Raw genomic sequence first — 21,360 nt, 5'->3', positions numbered from 1 at the left:
GTCTCCCTGGTTGGATGCGCCGCGGGCATCCAATCAGGCTTGCCTGCCGCGAAGCAAAACGGGCACGCCGATTCGAGCGGCCGCCTGATCGTCGGCAGCAAGATTCAAACCCGAGGTATCGGCGGTGTGTTTCACTTCACGCGCGAGGCAGCGTTTCGCAGACCCCTTCGAGGCACGCGCGCCGACACTCGGCAAAGGCGACGCTATGCGCGTGGCGGAAGTGGCGTTGATGATCGCCAGGGGCCCGCCCGGTTTGTACGCACGTCAGACCGCAGCCGAGCGGCGACGGCTTCAGGCCGAAGTGGAAGCAGCGTTGACGGCCTATCTTCGCGACAGGCCCGGGGCGGATTGACGGCGTGATGCTACGGCGCGCCCTATATCTCCACGCGCGCGCCGACTTCGATCACGCGATTGGCCGGCAATTTGAAGAACGCCGCGATATTGCCCACGTTGTGCAGCATCACCGCGAATAGCCGCTCACGCCATAACGCCATGCCGTGACCGCGTTTGGGCACGACGGCCGCGCGGCTCAGGAACCACGAGGTGTCGTCCAGGTTGAAAGCGAATTCTGGCGATTTGTAGGCGGCCAGCGTGCACGGCAAGTCCACGTCGTCCTTGAATCCGTAGTTCACCGTAGCGTGCCAGCAGCCCGTGCACAGCGGCTTGATCTGCACACGCTCGCTTTCGGCCACCCACGGCACGCTCTTTGTGACTACGCTCAGGAACACCGTCCGCTCATGCAGCACACGGTTGTGCCGCAGGTTGTTGACGAGCGCGTGCGGCACCGCTTCGGCGTCCGGCGTCAGGAAGATCGCCGTGCCGCCGACGCGCGTCGGCGAGCTTTCGAGCAGCGAAGCAAGGTACGGCTTGAGCGGCATCTTTCCCGCCCGCACGCGCGCTTCGGCCAGCATCATTTCCCAGCCGCGTCCCCACGTCGCCATGACCGTGAACACGATCGCGCCGATCACGAGCGGGAACCAGCCGCCATCGACGATCTTCAGCAGATTCGCCGAAAAGAACAACGCATCGATCACGAAGAAGAATGAAGTGGACAGCAAGCACAGCAGCCAGTTGTAGTGCCACGCGTAACGCACGACGAAGAACGTGAGGAACGTCGTGATCAGCATCGTGCCGGTCACGGCGATGCCATACGCGGACCCGAGCGCTGTAGACGAGCGGAAACCCAGCACCGCCGCGACCACGGCGATCAGCAGGATCCAGTTGATGCCGGGCACGTAGATTTGGCCGATCTCGCGCTCCGACGTATGCACGATGTTCATGCGCGGCAGGAAGGACAGCTGCATGGCCTGCATCGTCATCGAATAAGTCCCTGAGATCACGGCTTGCGACGCGATCACGGTGGCGATCGTCGCCAGCACGATCATCGGCACGATGGCCCACTGCGGGAACAGCCGGTAGAACGGGTTTTGCACCGCGCCGGGGTTCGCCAGCAGCAGCGCGCCCTGGCCCAGATAGTTGAGCGCCAGCGCAGGGAAGACGATGCCGAACCACGTAAGCCGAATGGGGCGCTTGCCGAAATGGCCCATGTCGGCATAGAGCGCCTCGGCGCCCGTCAGCGAGAGCACTACCGCGCCGAGCGCGACGAACGCGAGCCAGCGGTGATGCATGACGAAGGCGAGCCCTTCCAGCGGATTGAGCGCATAGAGCACGACCGGCGCCGCCATGATGTTCGCGACGCCCGCCACGCCGATCACCACGAACCACAGCACCATCACCGGCCCGAACACGGCGCCGATGCCGCCCGTACCGTGCTTTTGCGTGACGAACAGGATGATGAGCGCGGCGAGCGTCACCGGAATCACATAGGTCTTGAGCCCGGGCTCGACGACTTCGAGCCCTTCCACCGCGCTCAGCACGGAAATGGCCGGCGTGATCACGCTATCGCCGAAGAACAGCGCCGCACCCATCACGCCGACCACGAGCAGTCCACGACGCAAACGCGGCCGCGACTTGATCGACGACGCCGCGAGCGCGAGCAGCGCCATGATGCCGCCTTCGCCGTGATTATTCGCCCGCAGGATCAGCACGACGTACTTGAGCGAAACGACGATCATCAGCGACCAGAAGATCAGCGAAACGATGCCGACGATATTGAAAGCATTGAGCGAGAGACCGTTGCTGGGATCGAACACGGTGGCGAGCGTATAGAGCGGGCTCGTGCCGATGTCGCCATAGACTACGCCGAGCGCGGCCAGCGCAAGCGCTGGAAGAGCCGGCGAGGCTTCGCCGTGGCCATGATTCTCCGGCGCGGCGGTTGCGTAATGTCCCATGTCTCCCTCCTCATACGAATCACGCGTGAGCCGCGATGGCCGCGCCGCGTGTTCGCTTCGATTCTTTCGTTTCGTTGACGTCAATTCGTCTGGGTCGTAAGGGCTGGATCCTGCCAGGAGTGCGCTAGAGGAAGTATAGAAATTTCCGGCGAAAATGCGCTTCGCGCGCAGGTGTCGCGCGCTAAGCGCCGCGCTGTCGCAAAACTGTCAAAGTTGGGCGGATTCGCCCGTGCAATCGGGCATGCCGGCGCTTACGCATCAAGACGCCGGAGTCGCTCCGTTAGCGGCTGGTCCCGTTGCTCCGCCTTGGCACAGTGCGGAGACCCAGCGCTGCAGCCCGCCCCGCCACCGTCAGAAATATGGGGTTTCCGTCCTTTTCGTGCTAATTCTGTCGGCTTGTTTTTATTTGTCTTTTCAAAACAAATTCTTGAAAATCGGCACTTCTGCCAGAGCGCGTCCCTTTGATGCAAAAACTGGCGCTTTCAATCGCTGCGCGCGTAGCCGGCGATTGCAGGATTCATCAGGCTCAACGCGTAGCCGTTGCAGATGAGATGGAACGACCACGCGCACAGACAAGTCTGGCTATCGTACTTCTATTCCATGGTTAATCGATTCGATGGCAACTCGAGCCTGGCCATTTGAATCAATCCGGCAAGGACAATGACGACCAGCGAAATGACGATGAGCCAGTTCAAGAACCAGCCTGCTTCAGGCGTTCTCGGCCACGCAAGATCGACGATCGAGGCAACGCCGAACGCCAGCGCGATGATCTTGATGAGGATGCCTTTAGAGCCGAGTTGGAAGGCGCCGTCGGAACGCCACCCTCGCAGACTGGAGAACAGGGAGGCGAGAACCACCATCTGGAACGCAGTGTAGATCCCGGTGGTAGCAAAGCTGATGATTTGCGTCGCAGCGTTAGCGGAGATGAACCCGACCGACAGGACGAGGATGGTCAACGCAGACGTCGTCCAGATTGCAGGAACCGGTTGCTGCCGCGTTCCGCTGAGCCGACCCAGGAAGCGGGCGCCGACGATCATGTTGTCTCGACCGAGGGAGAACATCAAGCGACTGATCGAAGCGATCACTGAAGCGACAGCGCTGACCACGACGCAAAGCAGGCAGACCATCGTGATCTTCAAACCCAGCGGCCCCATCGCCTGTTGAATCGCGGCGCTCGCCGGGTCGGCAACTTTGCCGCTCAGCGCGCCCGCCAGATCGGGAATGGCGAACAGCAGGCCAACCGTCATCAGCAACGCGAACGTGCCACCGCATACGATCGTCAGCAACATGGCGCGCGGAACCGCGTGCGACGCGCCATCTACTTCCTCAGCCAGATCACCGCAGGCTTCAAAGCCATAGAAAATCCAGATACCGATGAGCCCCGCTGAAAAGAGTGCTGCCGTGTAGTTTCCATGCGCGATGTTGTACGAGTTCCAGATAATCGAAAGCGGCTGCACGCGAGCGAAAAATAGCATATAGATGCCGCAGACGATCAGCCCGACGATGCCGGCCCAGACTCCGATTTCCGTGGCTCTTGCAAGCACGCGGGTGCCCGCGAAGTTGGCTACTATCGCGATACCGGCAATCCCGATGCCTGCGATGGCGTTGAACGTCGAGGTCGCGGGCGCGCCCAGCAAGCTGGCCAGAAACGGAGCCCCGCCGGCGGCAATTCCGGCCGCAGTGCCAACAAGTGCGAACAGGTAAATCCACGCGGTCAGAAATCCCCAACGTGTTCCACCGAGCTGTCGCGCCCATTGATAGATCCCACCGGCGATCGGAAAGGCAGACGCTGCTTCCGCAAAGACGAGACATACAAAGGCCTGACCCGCCAGCACCACCGGCATCGTCCAGAAAAAGGCCGGTCCCGCGGCCATGAGCGCGGTCGAGAACAGCGCAAACACGCCGGCCATCGGACTCATGTAGGAATAGCCGAGCGAAAAGTCGGCGAACAGACCGAGTACGCGGCGAAATTGCGGCTGATAACCTAGTGCCAGCAATCTGCTGTCTTCACTATCACGTTCGTCGTATTGCGGTTTGTCTCTATCATGCATTTTGACCTCCTACCTATCTGGACGGCGATGATTCGGTAACTTGCAGCGACCACTAGCCTTTCGAATACCAGCCGTTGTCAACGTACAGAGCTGCGCCGTTGATGAAACTGGCGTCATCCGACAAAAGGAAAAGTGCCGCGGACGCAGCCTCCTCGGCTTCGCAGATTCGTACCTGGGTGTCGGCAACGCCTGCGTCTTCCCATTTCTGGCCGAGTCGATCGAGTTCATCGATCTCGCGCAGGCCATGAGCGGTACGAACGAAACCTGGGCAGATCGCGTTGCACCGAATGCCGCTTCCTCTGTACTCGGCCGCAATCGAACGTGCCAGTTGCAGTACCGCACCCTTGGTCATGCAATACACGCTCTCGAGCGCGAACCCTTTCTCGCCGCCGATCGACGACGTAATGACGATACTGCCCTTGCCGCGCGCGACCATACCGGGAAGCACCGCCCGGCACGTCATGAAGGCGGAACGGGCGTTGATCGCCATGAGCCGGTCGTAATCGTCATCCGTTGTGTCGTGCAGCGGTTTCACCACGATTGTTCCCGCATGGTTGAACAGACAGTCGATCCATCCGAGCGACTCGGTGGCCGCGCTTACCGCAGCGCCGATCTGTCCGGAACTCGATGCGTCCGCCTGATAGAAGGTCGCCCGCCCGCCTTTGCTGCGGATCTCGTCCACAACCTGTTCGCCGGCATCCCGCGCGATATCGACGATCGCCAGCTCTGCGCCATGCGCGGCGAACAACAGCGACGCGGCACGACCCATGCCGCCCGCGCCGCCGGTGATCAGAACCTTCCGGTTCTGCAGTCGTGCGGGGTTAAGCAAGGGTGTCAAAAAGCCGTCATCGGCACTTCGTGTTTTCATATCCATCTTTCAGCCTCCACGGAGTCGCACATCCCGCGTCACACCGCGACCGTATCGCCCAATTTCAAGGTGTAGGTCCCGGCTTGCACGTTGATCTCACTCTAGAAGGCCGTTTTTTTGAGCACTATCGCATTTCGGCAAATACGGGTCATCCCTAACGAAAAATCGGCCATTTGTTGCGACGACTGCGCTTCCTGATATGTGCGCGTGCATTCCAGATGCATGTCGCAATGCTTCTAGTCGGGGGCATGCAGCATGCGATTGAATGAAGAGTCCGATGATCTCAAGCGCGTCCACTCCGCAATTCATGCCAGCGATTCAATCACGTTCAATCGCGCTATCGGCACCGTTGAAAGTTTCGCTTGCAGAGGACGTGAATCCTTTTCTCTGGATCTCGGATCTATTTGGAAGACAGATCACGTGATGCGGCAACCCACTTCCTATCTAATGAGTACGGCCCCAGTTTCGACGACCTCTTCCGGTGCCCGGCTTTTTGCGCGCGCGGTCGCAGTTTGCTCATTTACCGACGTGCACGAACAGGCACGTGCATTCGATGGCTGGAGTCTCCAATACACGCAAATCTCAGGTGGTCTCTTCCACGGGACGTCGTCAATCGTTTGGATCGGCGGTATCAGGCTGCTCGTCGAGCATCTGGACAAAGTCATCATGCAGCGGGGCTCGGTGCCCTCCGACAGGTTAGCCGTCGCCGTTCCACTGGAACTGGAAGGGCACGCCAGAATGTGTGGAGAGAAAAGCGAACGTGACAGCCTGCAAGTCTTCTCCAGTGGCTCGGAGTTTGAGTTCTTCTCGCCTGACCGGCACGTTCTCGTCAACGTCGAAATAGAACCGGAGAGGCTGTCGACGGATCCGATGCGTGTGCTGGGCACGTCGCTCGTTTCCCGACCGATAGGGCCGCTCGTCCCAATGGCCGCCGAAGCCGCAGGCAATCTGCGCAACCTTTTCAAGCAGACCCTCGCCGCCGCGGCGCAGTCATCGCCGGATGAGCAGGCAGACACCGACCGCCACATCGAGCTTCTCGAAAGAAACATTCTCTATGCGATTTCCGAAGTCATTTCGGATGCGCCGGGTGCCGCCCCCAGTGTCCGCCCGACAAGATACTGGTCGCTCGTGAATTCGATCCAGGAAAAGCTTCAGGATCCAGCGAGTTGTCCACTATCGATTGCCGAACTATGCGTGCAGTTGGGTGTGAGCAGAAGGTCATTGCAGTATGCCTTCCAGGAAGCGCTTGGACTGAATCCAATCGCATACCTTCGGGCCGTGCGCCTGAATCACGTCCGTCGGGAATTGAGGCTCGGCGACTCCGTCACGTCTGCCGCGACGAAATGGGGCTTCTGGCACCTCAGCAGCTTCGCGCATGACTATCGCGTCATGTTTGGCGAGTTACCGTCCGCAACAGCCAAGCGCTTTTTGCGCCGCGACTGAGATGCCGTTGCGCGCATCGAAGGGGGTACTCGCAGTGACCATGAAAAATGCACTTGGCCCGAGATGCGGTGGACAATTTTCGACTTTAGGGCATCCCGCCTTTCCGCTGCGCGACACATAATCGTTCGATTGGCCCTTTTCAGCCCCATGACTCTCGCTGCCCGCGCAAGCGCGCGGCGCGAGTGAACCATTCCTGGAAGCGCTTTGTCGCCGGACGAGCGACCGGCCTTTTTCGACGCGCCTGAGGGAAAGCAAGCCCTGCGTCACGCTTTCGCGACGTCGCCATGACCGACAGGCATGACGCCAGCGCCCGGACCGTAATGAACGACGCGCTGGTTCAACTGGATCAACTGTAGCGCCCCGCGCCGCAGCACCACTGCAAATAGTCCGCGCGTGTCCAATCGAGCGTGACGCCTACGCGACGCGTGCCGGGTCTGATTTTCGGCTTGTGCACGCTGAGCGTCAGCAATTCGAGCGCAGGCCATTGTCGAAACGACACTGCTGCAATATCAGCTACCAGCGTTTCAAGCAGACGCGTATGCGGCTTGTGGGAGAGAAAGTCGGCGATGCGAGTGCAATACCCGTCGTAGTCGATCCATCCGTGCGCTTCGCTCGGCTCGGCACCATAGCCGAGTCGAGCGTCGATCACGATCGGCTGTGGTGCATCGTGTTCGTAAGCGTGAATACCGACCTTTGCCGGCACGGCTAACGCTTCAATGAATACGCTCCAACCGCGGCCTCGTTGCTGCTGCGACAGGACGGCTGTTGTAAGCGACAGGCCAAACGGTTCTTCAACGGGTTTCATGATGTCAGCGGCTTCGTCGTCTTGAAGTCCCATCAGTACACCAAGTCGAAAAAATGGCCGATAGAACAAATCCGGCATCGGTGCCGGACATTGCCGCCATACTTGATGTCGTTTTGCAAATTCGGCGCCGTGGGATCAGAGTGGCAGAAGTCTGCAACCGCTACTCAAGGCGTCGAACTGCATTCGGATACCAGCCGTTCGTCACTGCCGTGCAATAACGTTCGCCCTGTCGCGTAGCGCTGACCATATGAGCCTCCGTCGATGGAATACGCCAGCGTACCGACGAACCGCAAGCACAAAAAGATGAGCGTCTATTCCGGTATCGACGGTACCTATGCTGCGTCGTCGCACGGGTTCTTGACGCGGATCAACGACCGAACGCAGACCGCCCGCCGCCAGGGTTTCCCCTCCTTCTTCACGCCAGAAAATGTCCTAGTATCAAGCAGTTAAAACTAACTAACTCGTCAATTAGTGTCGTGGCCATGCCTCAAGCCGTCCGCTCCCGAATGGGTCGCCGTCCTCATCCGCAGGACTTCGACGCACGCGAACATCTGCTCGATGTCGCGGTGACGCTGTTCGCCGAGCGCGGCATCGCCAATACGACGGTTGCACAGATCGCGGCGGCGAGCGGCGTCACGTCCGCGATGGTGCACTACTGGTTCCAGACCCGCGAAAAACTGCTCGACGCGTTGTTCGAGGAAAGGCTCGTCGCCGCCTTCGGTGCGATCTGGGATCCGGTCGATCCCGACCACGACGAGCCGCTCGAGCTGACGCAAGGCATCGTCAAGCGCATGTTCGACGTCACCGAAACGATGCCGTGGCTGCCTTCGCTATGGCTGCGCGAGATCGTCAACGAAGGCGGTCTGCTGCGCGAGCGCGCGTTTGCGCACATCCCCCTCCAGAAGCTCGCCGCGTTTGGTCAGAACATCGCGCGCGGCTGCGCATCGGGTCAGTTGAACGCGCAGCTGGAACCGTTGCTGCTGTTCAACTCGGTGCTGGCCCTCGTGATGCTGCCGCAGGCAACCGCGAGGATCTGGCAGCGCCTGAATCCGCGCACCTCGTTCGATCGCGCGACGCTCGAACGCCACGTCGTTGCGCTGCTCACGCAAGGCATGAGCGCAACCGGGGCGGTCAAGGCCAAGGCGAAGGCAAAGGTCAAAGCGACGGCCACGTCCACCGCACGCCGCGCGAAAGGGAAGCCGTCATGATTCCGTCCGCCCGCTCATCCATTCGTGCCGCGTTCCTCGCACTATGCATCGCGGCGTGCGCGAGCTGTTCGCAACAGCCGGCGAACACGTGGCAAGGCTATGTGGAAGGCGAGTTCCTGTATCTCGCGTCGTCGCAGGCCGGACAGCTGACCGAGCTCGCGGTCTCGCGCGGGCAGACCGTCGCGCAGAACACGCCGCTCTTTGCGCTCGAAGCGCAGAACGAAACCGAGGCCGTCGCGCAGGCCAACCAGCAACTGCGTTCGGCCCGCGCGCAGCTTGCCGACCTTGGAACCGGCAAGCGTCCGCCGGAAGTCGACGTGACGCGCGCGCAACTCGTGCAGGCCGAAGCCGATGCGGCGCGCGCCGCGACCCAGTTCCGCCGCGACCAGCAACAACTCGGCGCGGGCGGTATCGCGCAAAGCCAGCTCGACGACTCGCGCGCGAATGCGCTGTCGAGCGCCGCACACGTGCGCGAGCTGCAAAGCCAGCTCGCCGTCTCGCGTCTGCCTGGGCGGATCGAACAGATTCGCGCGCAACAGGCGCAGGTCGACGCGGCGCAGGCCCAGCTTGGACAGGCCCAATGGAAGCTCGATCAGAAAAGCGTGCACGCGCCGCACGCGGGCCTCGTGTTCGACACGATGTATCGCAGCGGCGAATGGGTGCCGGCCGGCAGCCCCGTCGTGCGCATGCTGCCGCCGGAGAACGTCAAGGTGCGCTTCTTCGTGCCCCAGGGGGTGGTTGGTTCGCTTGCGCCGGGCCGTCGCGTGTCGATTCATTGCGACGGTTGCGCCGCCGACGTGCCGGCCGTGCTCAGCTTTATTTCGGACCAGGCGGAGTACACGCCGCCGGTGATCTTCAGCAACGAAAGTCGCGCGAAGCTCGTGTTCATGGTCGAAGCGCGACCCCAGATCGCCGATGCGCCGAAGCTGCGGCCCGGCCAGCCCGTCACGGTGACGCTGCAATGAGTGCGCCCACGCCCGCCGGCCACGCCAGCGATCCCGTGTACGCGATCGACGTGCACGGGCTGAACAAGCATTTCGGCACGAAGCACGTCGTCAACGACGTCACGATGCAGGTGCGACGCGGCGAGATTTTCGGGTTCCTCGGTCCGAACGGCAGCGGCAAGACCACCTGCATCCGCATGATGTGCGGACTGCTGACGCCAGACTCCGGCAGCGGAACGTGTCTGGGCTACGACATCGTGCAGGACAGCGCGCAGATCAAGCGGCGCACCGGCTATATGACGCAGCGCTTCTCCTATTGGGAAGATCTGACCATCCGCGAAAACCTCGACTTCGTCGCGCGCATCTACGAGATGAAGAACCGCCGCGAGGCGGTCGACCGCGCGCTCGAACAGCTTGGCCTGCAAAGCCGTGCGAAACAACTGGCCGGCGCGTTGTCGGGCGGATGGAAGCAGCGTCTGGCACTGGCCGCGTGCATGCTGCACGAGCCGGAACTGCTGCTGCTCGACGAACCCACCGCGGGTGTTGATCCGAGCGCGCGCCGCGACTTCTGGGAAGAGTTGCACCGCCTCGCGGCGCGCGGCATCTCGGTGCTCGTCAGCACGCACTATATGGACGAAGCGGAACGCTGCCACAAGCTTGCCTATATCGCGTACGGCAAGCTGCTCGCGCAGGGCACGTCGAAACAGGTGATCGACCCGCAAGGGCTCGTGACGTGGGCCGTGTACGGCCAGAACCTGGTCCAGCTCGGCGACCGGCTGCGCCGCTCGCCCGGTGTCGAGCAGACGGTGGCGTTCGGTTCGTCGCTGCATGTCAGCGGTCCGGACACGCCCGAACTGCACGCGACGATCGACCAACTCGGTCATTCGGATCCAACGCTGCGGATCGAACCACAGGAAACCGGCCTCGAGGACGTGTTCATCTTCATGATGAACCGCTCGACCGACAATTACGCAACTCCTTCGGCGAAGCAGGCATCATGAATTCCGCGCGCCGCCTTCCACGCTTTTCGCTGATGCGTTGGTGGAGCATCGTGCGCAAGGAGTTTCTGCAACTGAAGCGCGACCGCATCACGTTTGCGATGATGATCGTGCTGCCGATCATGCAGATGGCGCTGTTCGGCTTCGCGATCAATACCGACCCGAAGCATCTGCCGACCGCCGTCATCGCCGCCGATCACAGCGAGTTCACGCGCAGCTTCGTGATGGCGATGCGCAACTCCGATTACTTCGACATCGTGTCGACGTTGCCCGATGAAGAGTCCGGCCGCCGCGCGCTCGCGCAGGGCAAAGTGCTGTTCGTGCTGAATATCCCTGTCGGCTTCACGCGCGAACTGGCGAAGGGCGCGCGGCCATCGCTGCTCGTCGAAGCCGACGCAACCGACCCCATGGCGGTGGGCACCGCGCTCGGGGCGCTGCCGTCGATCACGCAGTCGGTGTTGCAGAAGGACCTCACGGGCGCGCTGTCGTCGCTCGCGGTCGGCCCCACGGCTTTCGATGTTCAATTGCACCGGCTCTACAACCCCGAAAGCATCACCCAGTACAACGTGGTGCCCGGCCTGATGGGCGTGATCCTGACGATGACGATGGTGATGATGACCGGCCTCGCGATCACGCGCGAACGCGAGCGCGGCACGATGGAAAATCTGCTCGCCACCCCGGTGCTGCCGCTCGAAGTGATGACCGGCAAGATCGTGCCTTATGTGGCGATCGGCCTGGTGCAGGTCAGCATCATTCTCGCGGCGGCGCGCTTCGTGTTCAATGTGCCGTTCGAAGGCAGTCTGATCGCGCTGTATCTGTCCGCGCTGCTGTTCGTCGCGGCCAATCTGACGATCGGCATTACGCTGTCGTCGCTCGCGCAGAACCAGCTGCAGGCCATGCAGCTGACGATGTTCTATTTTCTGCCCAACATCCTGCTGTCGGGTTTCATGTTCCCGTTCGCGGGTATGCCGAAGTGGGCGCAGTACATCGGCAACCTGTTGCCGCTCACCTACTTCAACCGGCTCGTGCGCGGCATTCTGCTCAAGGGCGTCGGTTGGGTGGACATGTGGCCGCATGTGTGGCCGCTGCTGATCTTTCTGTTCGTCGTGATGGGTGTCGCCGTGAAGTTCTATCGACGCACGCTCGATTGAGGAAGGCCTGCAATGTGTTCCGCTCCTCGCTTTCGTGACGTGGCTGTTCATCGCGCGGCTTGCTGGTCCGAGCGATCCGCCACGCGTCGGCTCGCCGCATTCTGCGCAAGCGCGGCATTGTGCGCGTGCACGGTCGGTCCGGATTTTCATCGACCCGACGTGACCAGCGTGTCGAGCTATACCGCCGCGCCGCTGGCGGCAAGCACCGTCGCGGCCGATGGTCCCGGCGGCGCCGCGCAACACTTTGCGCCGACCGACGTACCCGGCGACGGCTGGTGGCGTGCGTTCGGATCGCCGGTGCTGAACGCGCTCGTGCAACAGGCGCTCGACGACAGCCCGACCCTCGCGCAAGCCCGCGCGAAACTCGACCAGGCGCAACAGGACTATCGCGCGCAGGCGGGCGGCACGCTGTGGCCACAGGTGGATGCGAACCTGTCGGCCACGCGCGCGCAAATCGACCCTGAAGCGCTTGGCTTCGGACAGCTGGCGCAAGGCCACCCGTTTGCTCCGTTCACGCTGTACAGCGCACAGGTCGCGGTGTCGTACACCCTCGATCTGTTCGGCGCGAATCGCCGCGCGCTCGAAGCGGTGGCCGCGCAGGTCGACTATCAGCAATACGAACTCGAAGCCGCGCGTTTGACGGTCGCGGGCAACGTCGTGACGGCCGCGATCCGACGCGCGTCGCTTGCGCGTCAGATCGCGCTCACCGAAGCGCTGCTCGCGAACCAGATGCAGCAGCTCGATATCGCCGAACAGCGCTTTCACGCGGGCGGCATCTCCGAGGTCGATCTGCTGAGCCAGCGCACGCTGGTGCAGCAAACCCGCGCGACGTTGCCGCCGCTGCGCACGCAGCTCGCGCAGACCGATCATCAACTCGCGATCTATCTGGGTCGCGCACCGGCGGAATCGAGCGCCATGCCCGAGCTCGCCGCGCTCGACCTCGATACGCTCGTGCTACCCGCCGACCTGCCGCTGACCTTGCCGTCCACGCTCGCGCAGCAGCGGCCCGATATCCGCGCGTCCGAAGCGCTGTTGCATCAGGCGAGCGCGAACATCGGCGTCGCGACCGCGAATCTGTATCCGCGCATCACGCTGTCGGGCAGCGCGTCGACCGAACGGATCAATCTGTCCGACCTGCCGACGGGCTTCAACGTGTGGAGTTTCGGTGCGGGTCTCACGCAGCCGCTGTTTCATGGCGGTGAGCTGCTGGCGCGCAAGCGTTCGTCCGAGGCGGCCTACCAGGCCGCGCTCGCGGTGTACAGGCAAACCGTGCTGCAGGGACTGCAACAGGTCGCCGACGCGCTGCGCGCGCTCGATCAGGACGCCGTCGCGTTGCAGGCGCTAGACGCCGCTCAACGCAGCGCGCAACATAGCGCCGGCATCGCGAGCCAGCGCTACGCGGCGGGCGGGATCAGTCAATTGTCGCTGCTCGATACGCAGCGTCAGGAATTGCAGACCGGACTCGATCGCACCAAAGCCGCGGCGCAGCGTTATGCCGATACCGCCGCGCTGTATCAGGCGCTCGGCGCGCGGCCTTGAGTGAGCGATTCGTTATCGGTTCGCAGGCGTCTCGCGCATCACCTTGTTCAGCACGAGGTACGCGAACGAGCCGATCACGATGCCCCAGAACGCGGAGCCGAGCCCGAGGAACGTCATCCCGGACGCAGTCGCCAGAAACGTGATGACCGAGGCCTCGCGATGGTCTTCGTCCTGGATCGCGCCCATCACGTTCGAGGTGATCGCACCGATCAACGCGAGGCCCGCCAGAATCGCGACGAATTCCTTCGGCAGCATCGTGAACAGCGCGACGATCGCCCCGGCGAACGTGCCGCCGATCAGATAGAACACGCCGTTCGCAATGCCCGCGATATAGCGCTTGTCCGGATCGTCGTGCGCATCCTTGCCGGTGCACAGCGCCGCCGTGATCGCGGCGATCACGATCGTGATGCCGCCGAAAAACGCCACGCCGATCGACGCGATGCTCGTCGCGGTGATGATCGGCCGGGCCGGCGTGTGATAGCCGGACACGCGCAGAATCGCCATGCCCGGCAGGAACTGCCCGGTCAGACTGACGACGACGAGCGGCAACGCAAGGCTCAGCGTCGAACTCAGCGTCCATTCGGGTTTGATGAAGATCGGCCGCGTCACTTGCAGCGGCAGCGCGCCCAGATGCGCGGCGCCGAGCGCGATGGCGAGCACCGTGCCCGTCAGCAGCACCAGCACGATGCAATAGCGCGGCAGCAAACGCCTGAACACGATGTACGCGCCGATCATGCCGAACGCCAACGCCGGCATCGACGCCGCCGCCTTGAACGCATGCGTGCCGAACTGCAGCAGGATGCCGGCCATCATCCCGCAGGCGATGCCCTTCGGAATGCTGCGCACCATGCGGTCGAAATAGCCCGATACGCCGATCAGCAGAATGATCACGGCCGCGGTGAGGTACGCGCCCACCGCCTGATGCAGCGTCAGCGCGGGAAACAGTCCGACCAGCAGCGCGGTGCCGGGCGCGGACCAAGCGGTCACGACCGGCACTTTCAGCTTCCAGCTCGCGAAGATGCCGGAGACGGCCGCGCCGATCGAAATACCCCACACCCACGACGCGACCATCTCGTTGGGCATGTGGGCCGCTTGCGCCGCCTGGAAGAAGATCACGAGCGGGCCCGCGTACGAAATCAGCACGGCCAGAAAGCCGGCCACGATGGCGGACACGGACCAGTCGGCCGCAACGGCGCGGGTGGTCGGCGCCTGGCTAGGGGTGGGATTCATCGTCGATGTGGGTCAAGGCGGCGCTGCGCTTGAAGCAGGCCACCGTCAGACAGCGGAATCATTCGAGGCCGACAGTATGAAGGACAATCGCCGCGCGGCCTATCGGCATCACGCGGCACCCGCGACTCGCTAGCCCTGATCGCCGCCGCCGACCGGCAGCACGGTGCCGGTGATGTACGACGCTTCGTCGGAAGCGAGGAACAGGATCGCGCCGACCTGTTCGTCGATCGTGCCGTAGCGGTGCATCAGGCTCGACGCGATCGTCTGTTCGACGATGCCCTGATACCACGTCGCTTCCTGCTCGCTTTGCGCTGCGGCATTGCGCGGCACGCGGCGCGGCGGCGCTTCGGTGCCGCCGGTCGCAACCGCGTTGATGCGGATGCCGTGCTCCGCATGCTCGAACGCGAGGCTCGCGGTCAGCGCGTTGACGCCGCCCTTCGACGCCGCGTACGGCACGCGATAAATACTGCGCGTCGCAATCGACGACACGTTGACGATCGCGCCGCTCGCACGCTGCAGCATCCCAGGCAACACAGCGTGGCAGCACCACAGCGTCGGGAACAGCGAACGCCGCACCTCGGCCTCGATCTGCTCTGCCTCATATTCCTCGTACGGCTTCGCCCAGATCGTGCCGCCGACGTTGTTGACGAGCGCGTCGATGCGGCCGAACGCGTCGATCGCGAAGGCCGTCATCGCCGCCGCGCCCGCATAGGTTTCGAGGTCGGCGATGAATGCGCGCGCCTTGCCGCCGGCATGCGCGATCTCTTCGGCCACCTCGTGCACGATCGGCGAACGGTCGACCAGCACCACAGCCGCGCCCTCGCGCGCCGCGCGCAATGCGACGCCGCGGCCGATGCCCTGGCCCGCGCCGGTCACGACGAGCACCTTGCCCTTGAAGCGATCGGTAAAGGTCGAAGTCATGCTACGTTGCTCGCCGAGAATTTTTCGTAGTAGAAGTTCGCGGGCTCCACGCTGCTGTCGCGCAGCCAGCCCTGCACCGCTTCGACCATCGCGACCGGGCCGCACAGGTAGACATCGACGTCGCCGTCGTTCAGCCAGTCGCTGTCGACGTGCGCGGTCACATAGCCCTTGCGCTCGTGACCGCTTGCGGAATCGACCACACAGGTGCGATAGCTGAAATTCGGCAACGTTTGCTGTGCTGCTTCGATCTGTTCGAGCGCGACCAGATCGATGTCGTTGGTCACGCCGTACACGAGCCGCACCGGCTGCGAGTTGCCGCTCGCCTTCAGCACGTCGAGCATCGACAGGAACGGCGCGATGCCGGTGCCGCCCGCGAGAAACAGCACCGGACGCTGCGGATCGCGCAGATAGAAGCTGCCGTACGGACCCGTGAAGCCGATCCGCTGACCCGGCTGCGCATCGTTGCTCAGAAAGCCACTCATCTTGCCGTCCGGCACGTTGCGCACGACGAAGGCAGCACGCGTCGCGCCCGGCGCCGAGCTGAACGAGTAGGACCGGCTCTCGCCGCTCGCGCCCGGAATGTCGACGTTCACGTATTGACCCGCAAGAAAGCTCGGCGCGCTCGCGCCGTCGAGATCGATCGAAAAATGGATCGTCGAATCCGACAGCCGCTCGACCGCCGCAAGCGTGCCTTCGAAACGCGACACGCCGGTCTTGCACGCCGCCGACGACGCCTGCACACGCACCACGAGATCCGAGCGCGGCCGCGTCTGGCACGCGAGGATATAGCCCTTGCCTGCTTCCTCGGGCGTCAACGCATCTTCGACGTAGCTCTCCTCGGGCATGTCGTACACACCCGATTCGCACAGCCCGCGGCAGGTGCCGCACGCGCCTTCGCGGCAATCGAGCGGAATGTTGATCTTCTGCCGGTACGCGGCATCCGAGATCGTTTCGTTCTCACGGCAGCTGATGAAGCGCGTGACGCCGTCTTCGAACTGAAGTGCAATGGTGTGTTCCATGACCTGTCTCCTGCGACCGCACCGGTTAGATGTGGTAGATATCGATGACCTGATTGATGTAGTCGTTCTTCAGCACGACGTACTTGCTCAGGATTTGCGGCTGCGCGCCGTTGAAGTCGATCACGTAACGCGACATGCCGAAGTAGCTGTAGTTGGTCTTGTAGCGATGGCTCAGCGTGTGCCAGTTGAAGCGCACCGTGTACACGCCGTTGTCCGCGCTCTCGATCTCGACGTTGGCCACGTTGTGGCTCGTGCGCGTGTCGGGCATCGTCGCGCTCGAACGCTCGGTCTTGATGCGGAACACGCGGTCTTCGAGGCCCTGGCGGTTCGGGTAGTAGATCAGCGAAATCTCGCGCTCAGGATCGGTGATGAGCTTGTCCTCGTCGTCCCACGACGGCATCCAGAAGGGCGCGTCCGGGTGATAGCAGGTGAGCCACTCGTCCCACTGCTCGTCGTCGAGCAGGCGGCTTTCGCGGAACAGGAAAGCCTGAATATCGGTGATGGCGATGTTGCTCATGCGCGGCTCCCCGGCGCGGTCAGCGCCTTTTTCATCGTGTCGATCCAGTAGCGGTGCTGCACCGTGTACAAGCCTTCGTCCTCGGTCTTCACGCCGCTCATCACCGGGTTGAGGCCGATCTTTTGCGCCGCTTCGTCCGCGCCGTCGATCCAGTGCTTCGAACCGCGGCACATGTCGTTCCATTCGACCGCGCGACCCGCGTAGCCCAGCTGGCAGGCGCGGAATTCCTCGAGGTCGTCGGGGGTGGCCATGCCGCTCACGTTGAAGAAGTCCTCGTACTGACGGATGCGGCGCGAGCGCGCTTCGTCGGATTCGCCCTTCGGCGCGATGCAGTAGATCGTCACTTCGGTCTTGTTGACCGACAGCGGCCGCAGCACGCGAATCTGCGAGCCAAACTGGTCCATCAGATACACGTTCGGATAGAGGCACAGGTTGCGCGAGTTCTGGATCATCCAGTCCGCGCGCTCGGTGCCGCAGCGCGCGGCGAATTCGTCGCGGCGGCTGAAGTTCGGACGGTCTTCCGGATTCGCCCAGCGCGTCCACAGCAGCATGTGGCCGTGCTCGAACGCGTAGAAGCCGCCGCCCTGACGGCCCCAGCTGCCGGCATCCATCGCGCGGATCTTGTCTTCGCGGGCGTTCTCTTCCTTGCGATGATTGGTCGTCGCCGCGTAGTTCCAGTGCACCGCCGACACGTGATAGCCGTCCGCGCCGTTTTCGGCGGTCAGCTTCCAGTTGCCTTCGTACGTATAGGTCGACGAACCGCGCAGCACTTCGAGGCCCTCTTCCGACTGGTCGACGATCATGTCGATGATGCGTGCAGCCTCGCCGAGGAAGGTCTCGAGCGGCGGCACGTCATCGCTCAGGCTGCCGAACAGGAAGCCGCGATAGTTGCCGAAGCGCGCGAGCTTCTTCAGGTCGTGCGAGCCTTCCTTGTTGAAGCAGTCGGGATAGCCCGCGTCCGCGGGGTCTTTGACCTTCAGCAGCTTGCCGCTGTTGTTGAAGGTCCAGCCGTGGAACGGGCACGTATAGGTCGCCTTGTTGCCGCGCTTGTGACGGCACAGCATCGCGCCGCGGTGCGTGCACGAGTTGATGAACGCGTTCAGCTCGCCCTGACGATTGCGCGCGATCACGACCGGCTGACGGCCCATGTAGGTCGTGAAGTAATCGTTGTTGTTCGGAATCTGGCTTTCGTGGGCCAGGTAAATCCAGTTGCCCTCGAAAATGTGCTGCATTTCGAGTTCGAACAGCCGCTCGTCGGTGAACGCGCTGCGATGCAGGCGGTAATCGCCGCTCTCACGGTCTTCCACGAGGAAGTCGTCGATATTCTTCAGTTGCGGAGTGTGATCCGGGTAGATCGGAATCATGCGGGTCTCCTGATTCGGACTGTCGGTATGCGTGCGATGCACGCGTATAGGGAGCGGCCTGCCTGCCGGGAGGCCGGCTGGCCGGTTGGTCTTTTACGTCGGGGAGTGGAGGCGGTGCGCCTCCGGTATGGCGTCAGGCCGTGGCGCGTAAGCGCTCGACCTTCGGCATGGAATGCAGGACCTGGTGCCTGAGGGATTGCCCGCGCGCATCGGCCGCGGGTGGCAGGGCATCGGTGGACAACCCTTTGATCGGGGTTGCGATTTCAGCATGTCTCATTGCTGCTCCTGAACTCTTTCTAGGTCTTGGATCCCATGCGCGAGGATTTGCCTGCGCCGTCTCCGGGGGCCGACCGACGCTTCAGACCGGGCCGAGTTATCAATGCTCGGGAGGTATAATTTTGCGGGGCGTCTACGGTAACTGAAGGATAGTTCCACGCCGTTCGCATCGTCCAACACTGATTTAGTATCGCGACGATACTCAAAAGGTATTTCTATGGAACTGCGCCATCTGCGCTACTTCGTGGCCGTCGCCGAGGAATGCAACGTCACCAAGGCCGCCAAACGTCTGCACATTGCGCAGCCGCCGCTCAGCCGTCAGATCCAGCAGCTCGAGGACCTGCTCGGCGTGCAACTGTTCGAGCGCGACTCGCGGCCGCTGAAGCTGACCGAGGCCGGCCGCTTCTTCTATTCGCATGCGGTGCAACTGCTCGCACAGACCACGGAAATCGAGGCGATGACGCGGCGCGTCGGCAAGATCGAGCGCAGTTTGTCGGTGGGCTTTGTCGGCTCGACGCTGTACGGCATGCTGCCGAAAATCATCCGCCGCTTTCGCACCGAGAACAGCACCGTCGAGCTGAGCCTGCACGAGATGTCGACGATGGATCAGATCAAGGCGCTCAAGGAGGGCCGTATCGACGTCGGCTTCGGCCGGATTCGTCACGAAGACCCGAGCATCAAGCGCGTCGTGCTGCGCGAGGAGCGGATGATCGTCGCGCTGCCGACCGGCCATCCGCTGATCGACGCGAAGCCGGTGCTGTCGCTGCACGACCTGACCGGCGAAACGCTGATCATCTTTCCGAAGGCGCCGCGGCCCAGTTACGCGGACCAGGTGCTCGCCGCGTTTCACGATCGCGGCCTGAAGCCGCACCGGCTCCACGAAACACGCGAATTGCAGATCGCGCTCGGCCTCGTCGGCGCGGGCGAAGGCATCTCGATCGTGCCGGCGAGCGTGTACGGCTTGCAGCGCGGCGACGTCGCCTACAAAGACCTCGACGATCAGAACCTTGTGTCGCCGATCATCATGAGCATGCGCATGCTCGATGAATCGGCCGACATCCAGCGCATGCTCGAACTGATCTACGCGCTGTACGACGAAGAGCACATGACCTATCTGCCGCCTTCGCATTAGTAGCGGGGCTCGCGTGGCGTAGAGCGCCATGGTGATTGCGACGCCGCACATCAAAAAATCAAGTGCTTGCTCGTAGCTGTCTAGCTGCGCCACGACGGTTGCTCGTGTGCGTCAGAGAACGCGCGACATGCCTATCGCCGCGCCGAAGTTGTGGCCGGTTCCAGATGCCAACAGGCCGTAGCCGACCCTCAACTGCCGGTCGCGCTGTCTGGGTTCAACGGCGGTTAACTGAGTGGCCCGGCCAACAGCAGGTGAATTGAAACGAACGCGTTCCCATCTGGAATATGTCTTGGCCCCTCGCCGGCATATCAACCGCCCGGAAGCACTGATATACTCACCTGTCCCACCTATGGTAGGCCGAACCACCAGTTTCAGTACTGCGAACTGTCTGTGCCTGCGCGGAGTGCGTCCCTGACCCGACCATCGAGGGCTCGATTTGTCATAGCCAATCCTTATTGTTGAGGCATTACTCCGAGGAGTAGAAGAAATGGACCTCAGTAATATTATGAATAGATCCCGTCTCAAGGGGTGTCTCTATTCGCTTGTAAGACCGCGGAACATCCAATGTGCCGGACGCCCCATAATCAACGGATACTTTCCTGATTTCTTAGGCGAAGGGCACGTCAGGCTTGGAAAGAATTGTTGCTTTCGCTCCTTTCGTCTTCGACAGCAATTCACCGTCCTCAAAGATGCAGTGCTGGAGGTGGGCGACAACGCATTATTCAACGACGGTGTCGTTTTATGTGCCGTGAAGTCGATCAAAATCGGCCACTCCGTCAAGGTGGCAGACATGGTTTATATCTACGACACTCACTTCCATCAGGTATGCCCGGATGAACCGCTAACCGAGGCATCGGTATCAATCGGGAACAACGTTTGGATCGGTGCAAATTCCATGGTTCTGGCAGGAGCTTCTATCGGCGACCACAGCGTCATTGCGGCCGGATCGATTGTCACCGGCGCAATTCCTGCCAGGAGCCTTGCCGCTGGCCTACCAGCACGAGTGATCAAGACATTCGAAGTGCCTGGTGACTGGATCCGGCGCTAGACTGATTGTTGCGCTCTGTCACAGTTCATATCAGATCGGGAAAGGAAACCTGGATGGTCACCGGCCGTCCAGAGCACGCCCCTACCAAAACGAAATGCGAGCAACAACTCTCACGACTGTGGTATCAGCTAGCTAACATGAGGAAGACTCTGCTTGAGAACGCGGCGCGTCCGAGGTTGTGATACGAGACCAACTCGCCGCGAATGCGCTTATAGCTCAGCTCATGGGCCATGTAAGCACGAAGTAGTCATATGGCGACGTCGGATGACGGCCACGTCTCTCCATTAGCTATTCCTGCGGATACCCATGGGGCCGTGGAATGCCACGATCGGTGTTTTTTAGAACATTGCCGGGAGACAGCCTATCGTCCCCCTCGGCTTCTCACCGTTCGCAGCCCACCTTCCCGGCTGGTGGTTGAGCGAATGTCTTAAGCCTCGACTAGCTTCCTCTCCAGAGCCGAGACAGAAATGTCCGCAAAGGCCGATTATGCAAAGTCGTCGATTATGGATAGCAATGGTTTTGGCAGCGGGGACAGTCCGATGGGCACAGGGTGTG

The 21,360-nt window shown here is 62.2% G+C and carries 19 protein-coding genes; 10 read left to right on the top strand and 9 right to left on the bottom strand.

The features are described from left to right. The first annotated feature begins 124 nt into the window (after positions 1-124). Complete coding sequence (locus EVC45_RS47955) at positions 125-352, top strand: hypothetical protein (RefSeq protein WP_168991524.1); 228 nt, start codon at positions 125-127, stop codon at positions 350-352. A 22-nt stretch (positions 353-374) separates the two neighbouring features. Here the strand turns inward: EVC45_RS47955 and EVC45_RS24245 are convergent, their stop codons facing one another. From EVC45_RS24245 to EVC45_RS24235, 3 genes are all read right to left on the bottom strand, one after another. Further along, entirely contained in the window at positions 375-2,291 is a 1,917-nt protein-coding gene (locus tag EVC45_RS24245) for a potassium transporter Kup (RefSeq protein ID WP_129960767.1), read from the bottom strand. 593 nt (positions 2,292-2,884) lie between these two features. Continuing rightward, positions 2,885-4,342 (bottom strand): amino acid permease, encoded by a 1,458-nt coding sequence (locus EVC45_RS24240; RefSeq protein WP_129960766.1) that lies wholly within the window; start codon positions 4,340-4,342, stop codon positions 2,885-2,887. Between the two features lie 52 nt (positions 4,343-4,394). Further along, entirely contained in the window at positions 4,395-5,216 is an 822-nt protein-coding gene (locus EVC45_RS24235; RefSeq protein WP_248295237.1) for an SDR family NAD(P)-dependent oxidoreductase, read from the bottom strand. A 255-nt stretch (positions 5,217-5,471) separates the two neighbouring features. Here EVC45_RS24235 and EVC45_RS24230 point away from each other — a divergent pair, with 255 nt between their 5' ends. After that, on the top strand, positions 5,472-6,653 hold the full coding sequence (locus EVC45_RS24230) for a helix-turn-helix domain-containing protein (RefSeq protein WP_306770791.1): 1,182 nt from the start codon (positions 5,472-5,474) through the stop codon (positions 6,651-6,653). A 346-nt stretch (positions 6,654-6,999) separates the two neighbouring features. Here EVC45_RS24230 and EVC45_RS24225 read toward each other — a convergent pair whose 3' ends face one another. Next, positions 7,000-7,458: a dihydroneopterin aldolase gene (locus tag EVC45_RS24225; protein WP_129960839.1), complete on the bottom strand. Its 459-nt coding sequence runs from the start codon at positions 7,456-7,458 to the stop codon at positions 7,000-7,002. A gap of 261 nt (positions 7,459-7,719) precedes the next feature. Between EVC45_RS24225 and EVC45_RS24220 the strand changes: the two genes are divergently transcribed. From EVC45_RS24220 to EVC45_RS24195, 6 genes are read left to right on the top strand one after another with little or no spacing between them, the layout of a single operon-like run. Beyond that, positions 7,720-7,908 (top strand): hypothetical protein, encoded by a 189-nt coding sequence (locus tag EVC45_RS24220; protein ID WP_129960765.1) that lies wholly within the window; start codon positions 7,720-7,722, stop codon positions 7,906-7,908. 56 nt (positions 7,909-7,964) lie between these two features. Continuing rightward, positions 7,965-8,666 (top strand): TetR/AcrR family transcriptional regulator, encoded by a 702-nt coding sequence (locus tag EVC45_RS24215; protein ID WP_129960764.1) that lies wholly within the window; start codon positions 7,965-7,967, stop codon positions 8,664-8,666. Beyond that, positions 8,663-9,631: an HlyD family secretion protein gene (locus EVC45_RS24210; RefSeq protein ID WP_129960763.1), complete on the top strand. Its 969-nt coding sequence runs from the start codon at positions 8,663-8,665 to the stop codon at positions 9,629-9,631. The genes EVC45_RS24215 and EVC45_RS24210 overlap by 4 nt, the downstream gene beginning before the upstream one ends. After that, the gene (locus EVC45_RS24205) at positions 9,628-10,611 is read left to right on the top strand and encodes an ABC transporter ATP-binding protein (RefSeq protein ID WP_129960762.1); all 984 of its coding nucleotides are present in this window, start codon (positions 9,628-9,630) and stop codon (positions 10,609-10,611) included. Before EVC45_RS24210 ends, EVC45_RS24205 begins: the two co-directional genes overlap by 4 nt. Further along, entirely contained in the window at positions 10,608-11,759 is a 1,152-nt protein-coding gene (locus EVC45_RS24200) for an ABC transporter permease (protein ID WP_306770790.1), read from the top strand. Before EVC45_RS24205 ends, EVC45_RS24200 begins: the two co-directional genes overlap by 4 nt. Positions 11,760-11,771: 12 nt before the next feature. Continuing rightward, a complete protein-coding gene (locus EVC45_RS24195; protein WP_129960761.1) occupies positions 11,772-13,298 on the top strand; it encodes an efflux transporter outer membrane subunit in 1,527 nt (508 codons plus the stop codon). Positions 13,299-13,310: 12 nt separating this feature from the next. Here EVC45_RS24195 and EVC45_RS24190 read toward each other — a convergent pair whose 3' ends face one another. From EVC45_RS24190 to benA, 5 genes are all read right to left on the bottom strand, one after another. Further along, positions 13,311-14,528, bottom strand: a complete 1,218-nt coding sequence (locus EVC45_RS24190) for a benzoate/H(+) symporter BenE family transporter (protein ID WP_129960760.1) — start codon at positions 14,526-14,528, stop codon at positions 13,311-13,313. Positions 14,529-14,657: 129 nt separating this feature from the next. Further along, positions 14,658-15,449: a 1,6-dihydroxycyclohexa-2,4-diene-1-carboxylate dehydrogenase gene (locus EVC45_RS24185; RefSeq protein ID WP_129960759.1), complete on the bottom strand. Its 792-nt coding sequence runs from the start codon at positions 15,447-15,449 to the stop codon at positions 14,658-14,660. After that, positions 15,446-16,468: a benzoate 1,2-dioxygenase electron transfer component BenC gene (benC, locus tag EVC45_RS24180; RefSeq protein WP_129960758.1), complete on the bottom strand. Its 1,023-nt coding sequence runs from the start codon at positions 16,466-16,468 to the stop codon at positions 15,446-15,448. Before benC ends, EVC45_RS24185 begins: the two co-directional genes overlap by 4 nt. A 25-nt stretch (positions 16,469-16,493) precedes the next feature. Beyond that, positions 16,494-16,985, bottom strand: a complete 492-nt coding sequence (benB, locus tag EVC45_RS24175; RefSeq protein ID WP_129960757.1) for a benzoate 1,2-dioxygenase small subunit — start codon at positions 16,983-16,985, stop codon at positions 16,494-16,496. Continuing rightward, positions 16,982-18,349: a benzoate 1,2-dioxygenase large subunit gene (gene benA, locus EVC45_RS24170; protein WP_129960756.1), complete on the bottom strand. Its 1,368-nt coding sequence runs from the start codon at positions 18,347-18,349 to the stop codon at positions 16,982-16,984. The genes benB and benA overlap by 4 nt, the downstream gene beginning before the upstream one ends. A gap of 493 nt (positions 18,350-18,842) precedes the next feature. Here benA and EVC45_RS24165 point away from each other — a divergent pair, with 493 nt between their 5' ends. Both EVC45_RS24165 and EVC45_RS24160 read left to right on the top strand, forming a co-directional pair. Beyond that, positions 18,843-19,757, top strand: a complete 915-nt coding sequence (locus EVC45_RS24165) for a LysR family transcriptional regulator (RefSeq protein WP_129960755.1) — start codon at positions 18,843-18,845, stop codon at positions 19,755-19,757. 487 nt (positions 19,758-20,244) lie between these two features. Continuing rightward, entirely contained in the window at positions 20,245-20,805 is a 561-nt protein-coding gene (locus EVC45_RS24160) for a DapH/DapD/GlmU-related protein (protein WP_129960754.1), read from the top strand. Positions 20,806-21,360 lie beyond the last annotated feature (555 nt).

The organism is Paraburkholderia sp. UYCP14C, from assembly GCF_004197395.1.
Classification (GTDB): Bacteria; Pseudomonadota; Gammaproteobacteria; order Burkholderiales; family Burkholderiaceae; genus Paraburkholderia.
The sequence above is the reverse complement of the archived record's forward strand: the minus strand, read 5'-3'. Positions and strand labels throughout refer to the sequence as shown.

Coding starts and splice junctions, on each gene's coding strand:
- EVC45_RS24190 (WP_129960760.1), bottom strand. CDS start 14,528: ATGAATCCCACCCCTAGCCAGGCGCCGACCACCCGCGCCGTTGCGGCC.
- benC (WP_129960758.1), bottom strand. CDS start 16,468: ATGGAACACACCATTGCACTTCAGTTCGAAGACGGCGTCACGCGCTTC.
- EVC45_RS24160 (WP_129960754.1), top strand. CDS start 20,245: ATGGACCTCAGTAATATTATGAATAGATCCCGTCTCAAGGGGTGTCTC.
- EVC45_RS24220 (WP_129960765.1), top strand. CDS start 7,720: ATGGAATACGCCAGCGTACCGACGAACCGCAAGCACAAAAAGATGAGC.
- EVC45_RS24225 (WP_129960839.1), bottom strand. CDS start 7,458: ATGAAACCCGTTGAAGAACCGTTTGGCCTGTCGCTTACAACAGCCGTC.
- EVC45_RS24235 (WP_248295237.1), bottom strand. CDS start 5,216: ATGGATATGAAAACACGAAGTGCCGATGACGGCTTTTTGACACCCTTG.
- EVC45_RS24200 (WP_306770790.1), top strand. CDS start 10,608: ATGAATTCCGCGCGCCGCCTTCCACGCTTTTCGCTGATGCGTTGGTGG.
- EVC45_RS24195 (WP_129960761.1), top strand. CDS start 11,772: ATGTGTTCCGCTCCTCGCTTTCGTGACGTGGCTGTTCATCGCGCGGCT.
- EVC45_RS24205 (WP_129960762.1), top strand. CDS start 9,628: ATGAGTGCGCCCACGCCCGCCGGCCACGCCAGCGATCCCGTGTACGCG.
- EVC45_RS24240 (WP_129960766.1), bottom strand. CDS start 4,342: ATGCATGATAGAGACAAACCGCAATACGACGAACGTGATAGTGAAGAC.
- EVC45_RS24165 (WP_129960755.1), top strand. CDS start 18,843: ATGGAACTGCGCCATCTGCGCTACTTCGTGGCCGTCGCCGAGGAATGC.
- EVC45_RS24245 (WP_129960767.1), bottom strand. CDS start 2,291: ATGGGACATTACGCAACCGCCGCGCCGGAGAATCATGGCCACGGCGAA.
- benA (WP_129960756.1), bottom strand. CDS start 18,349: ATGATTCCGATCTACCCGGATCACACTCCGCAACTGAAGAATATCGAC.
- EVC45_RS24210 (WP_129960763.1), top strand. CDS start 8,663: ATGATTCCGTCCGCCCGCTCATCCATTCGTGCCGCGTTCCTCGCACTA.
- EVC45_RS24185 (WP_129960759.1), bottom strand. CDS start 15,449: ATGACTTCGACCTTTACCGATCGCTTCAAGGGCAAGGTGCTCGTCGTG.
- benB (WP_129960757.1), bottom strand. CDS start 16,985: ATGAGCAACATCGCCATCACCGATATTCAGGCTTTCCTGTTCCGCGAA.
- EVC45_RS24215 (WP_129960764.1), top strand. CDS start 7,965: ATGGGTCGCCGTCCTCATCCGCAGGACTTCGACGCACGCGAACATCTG.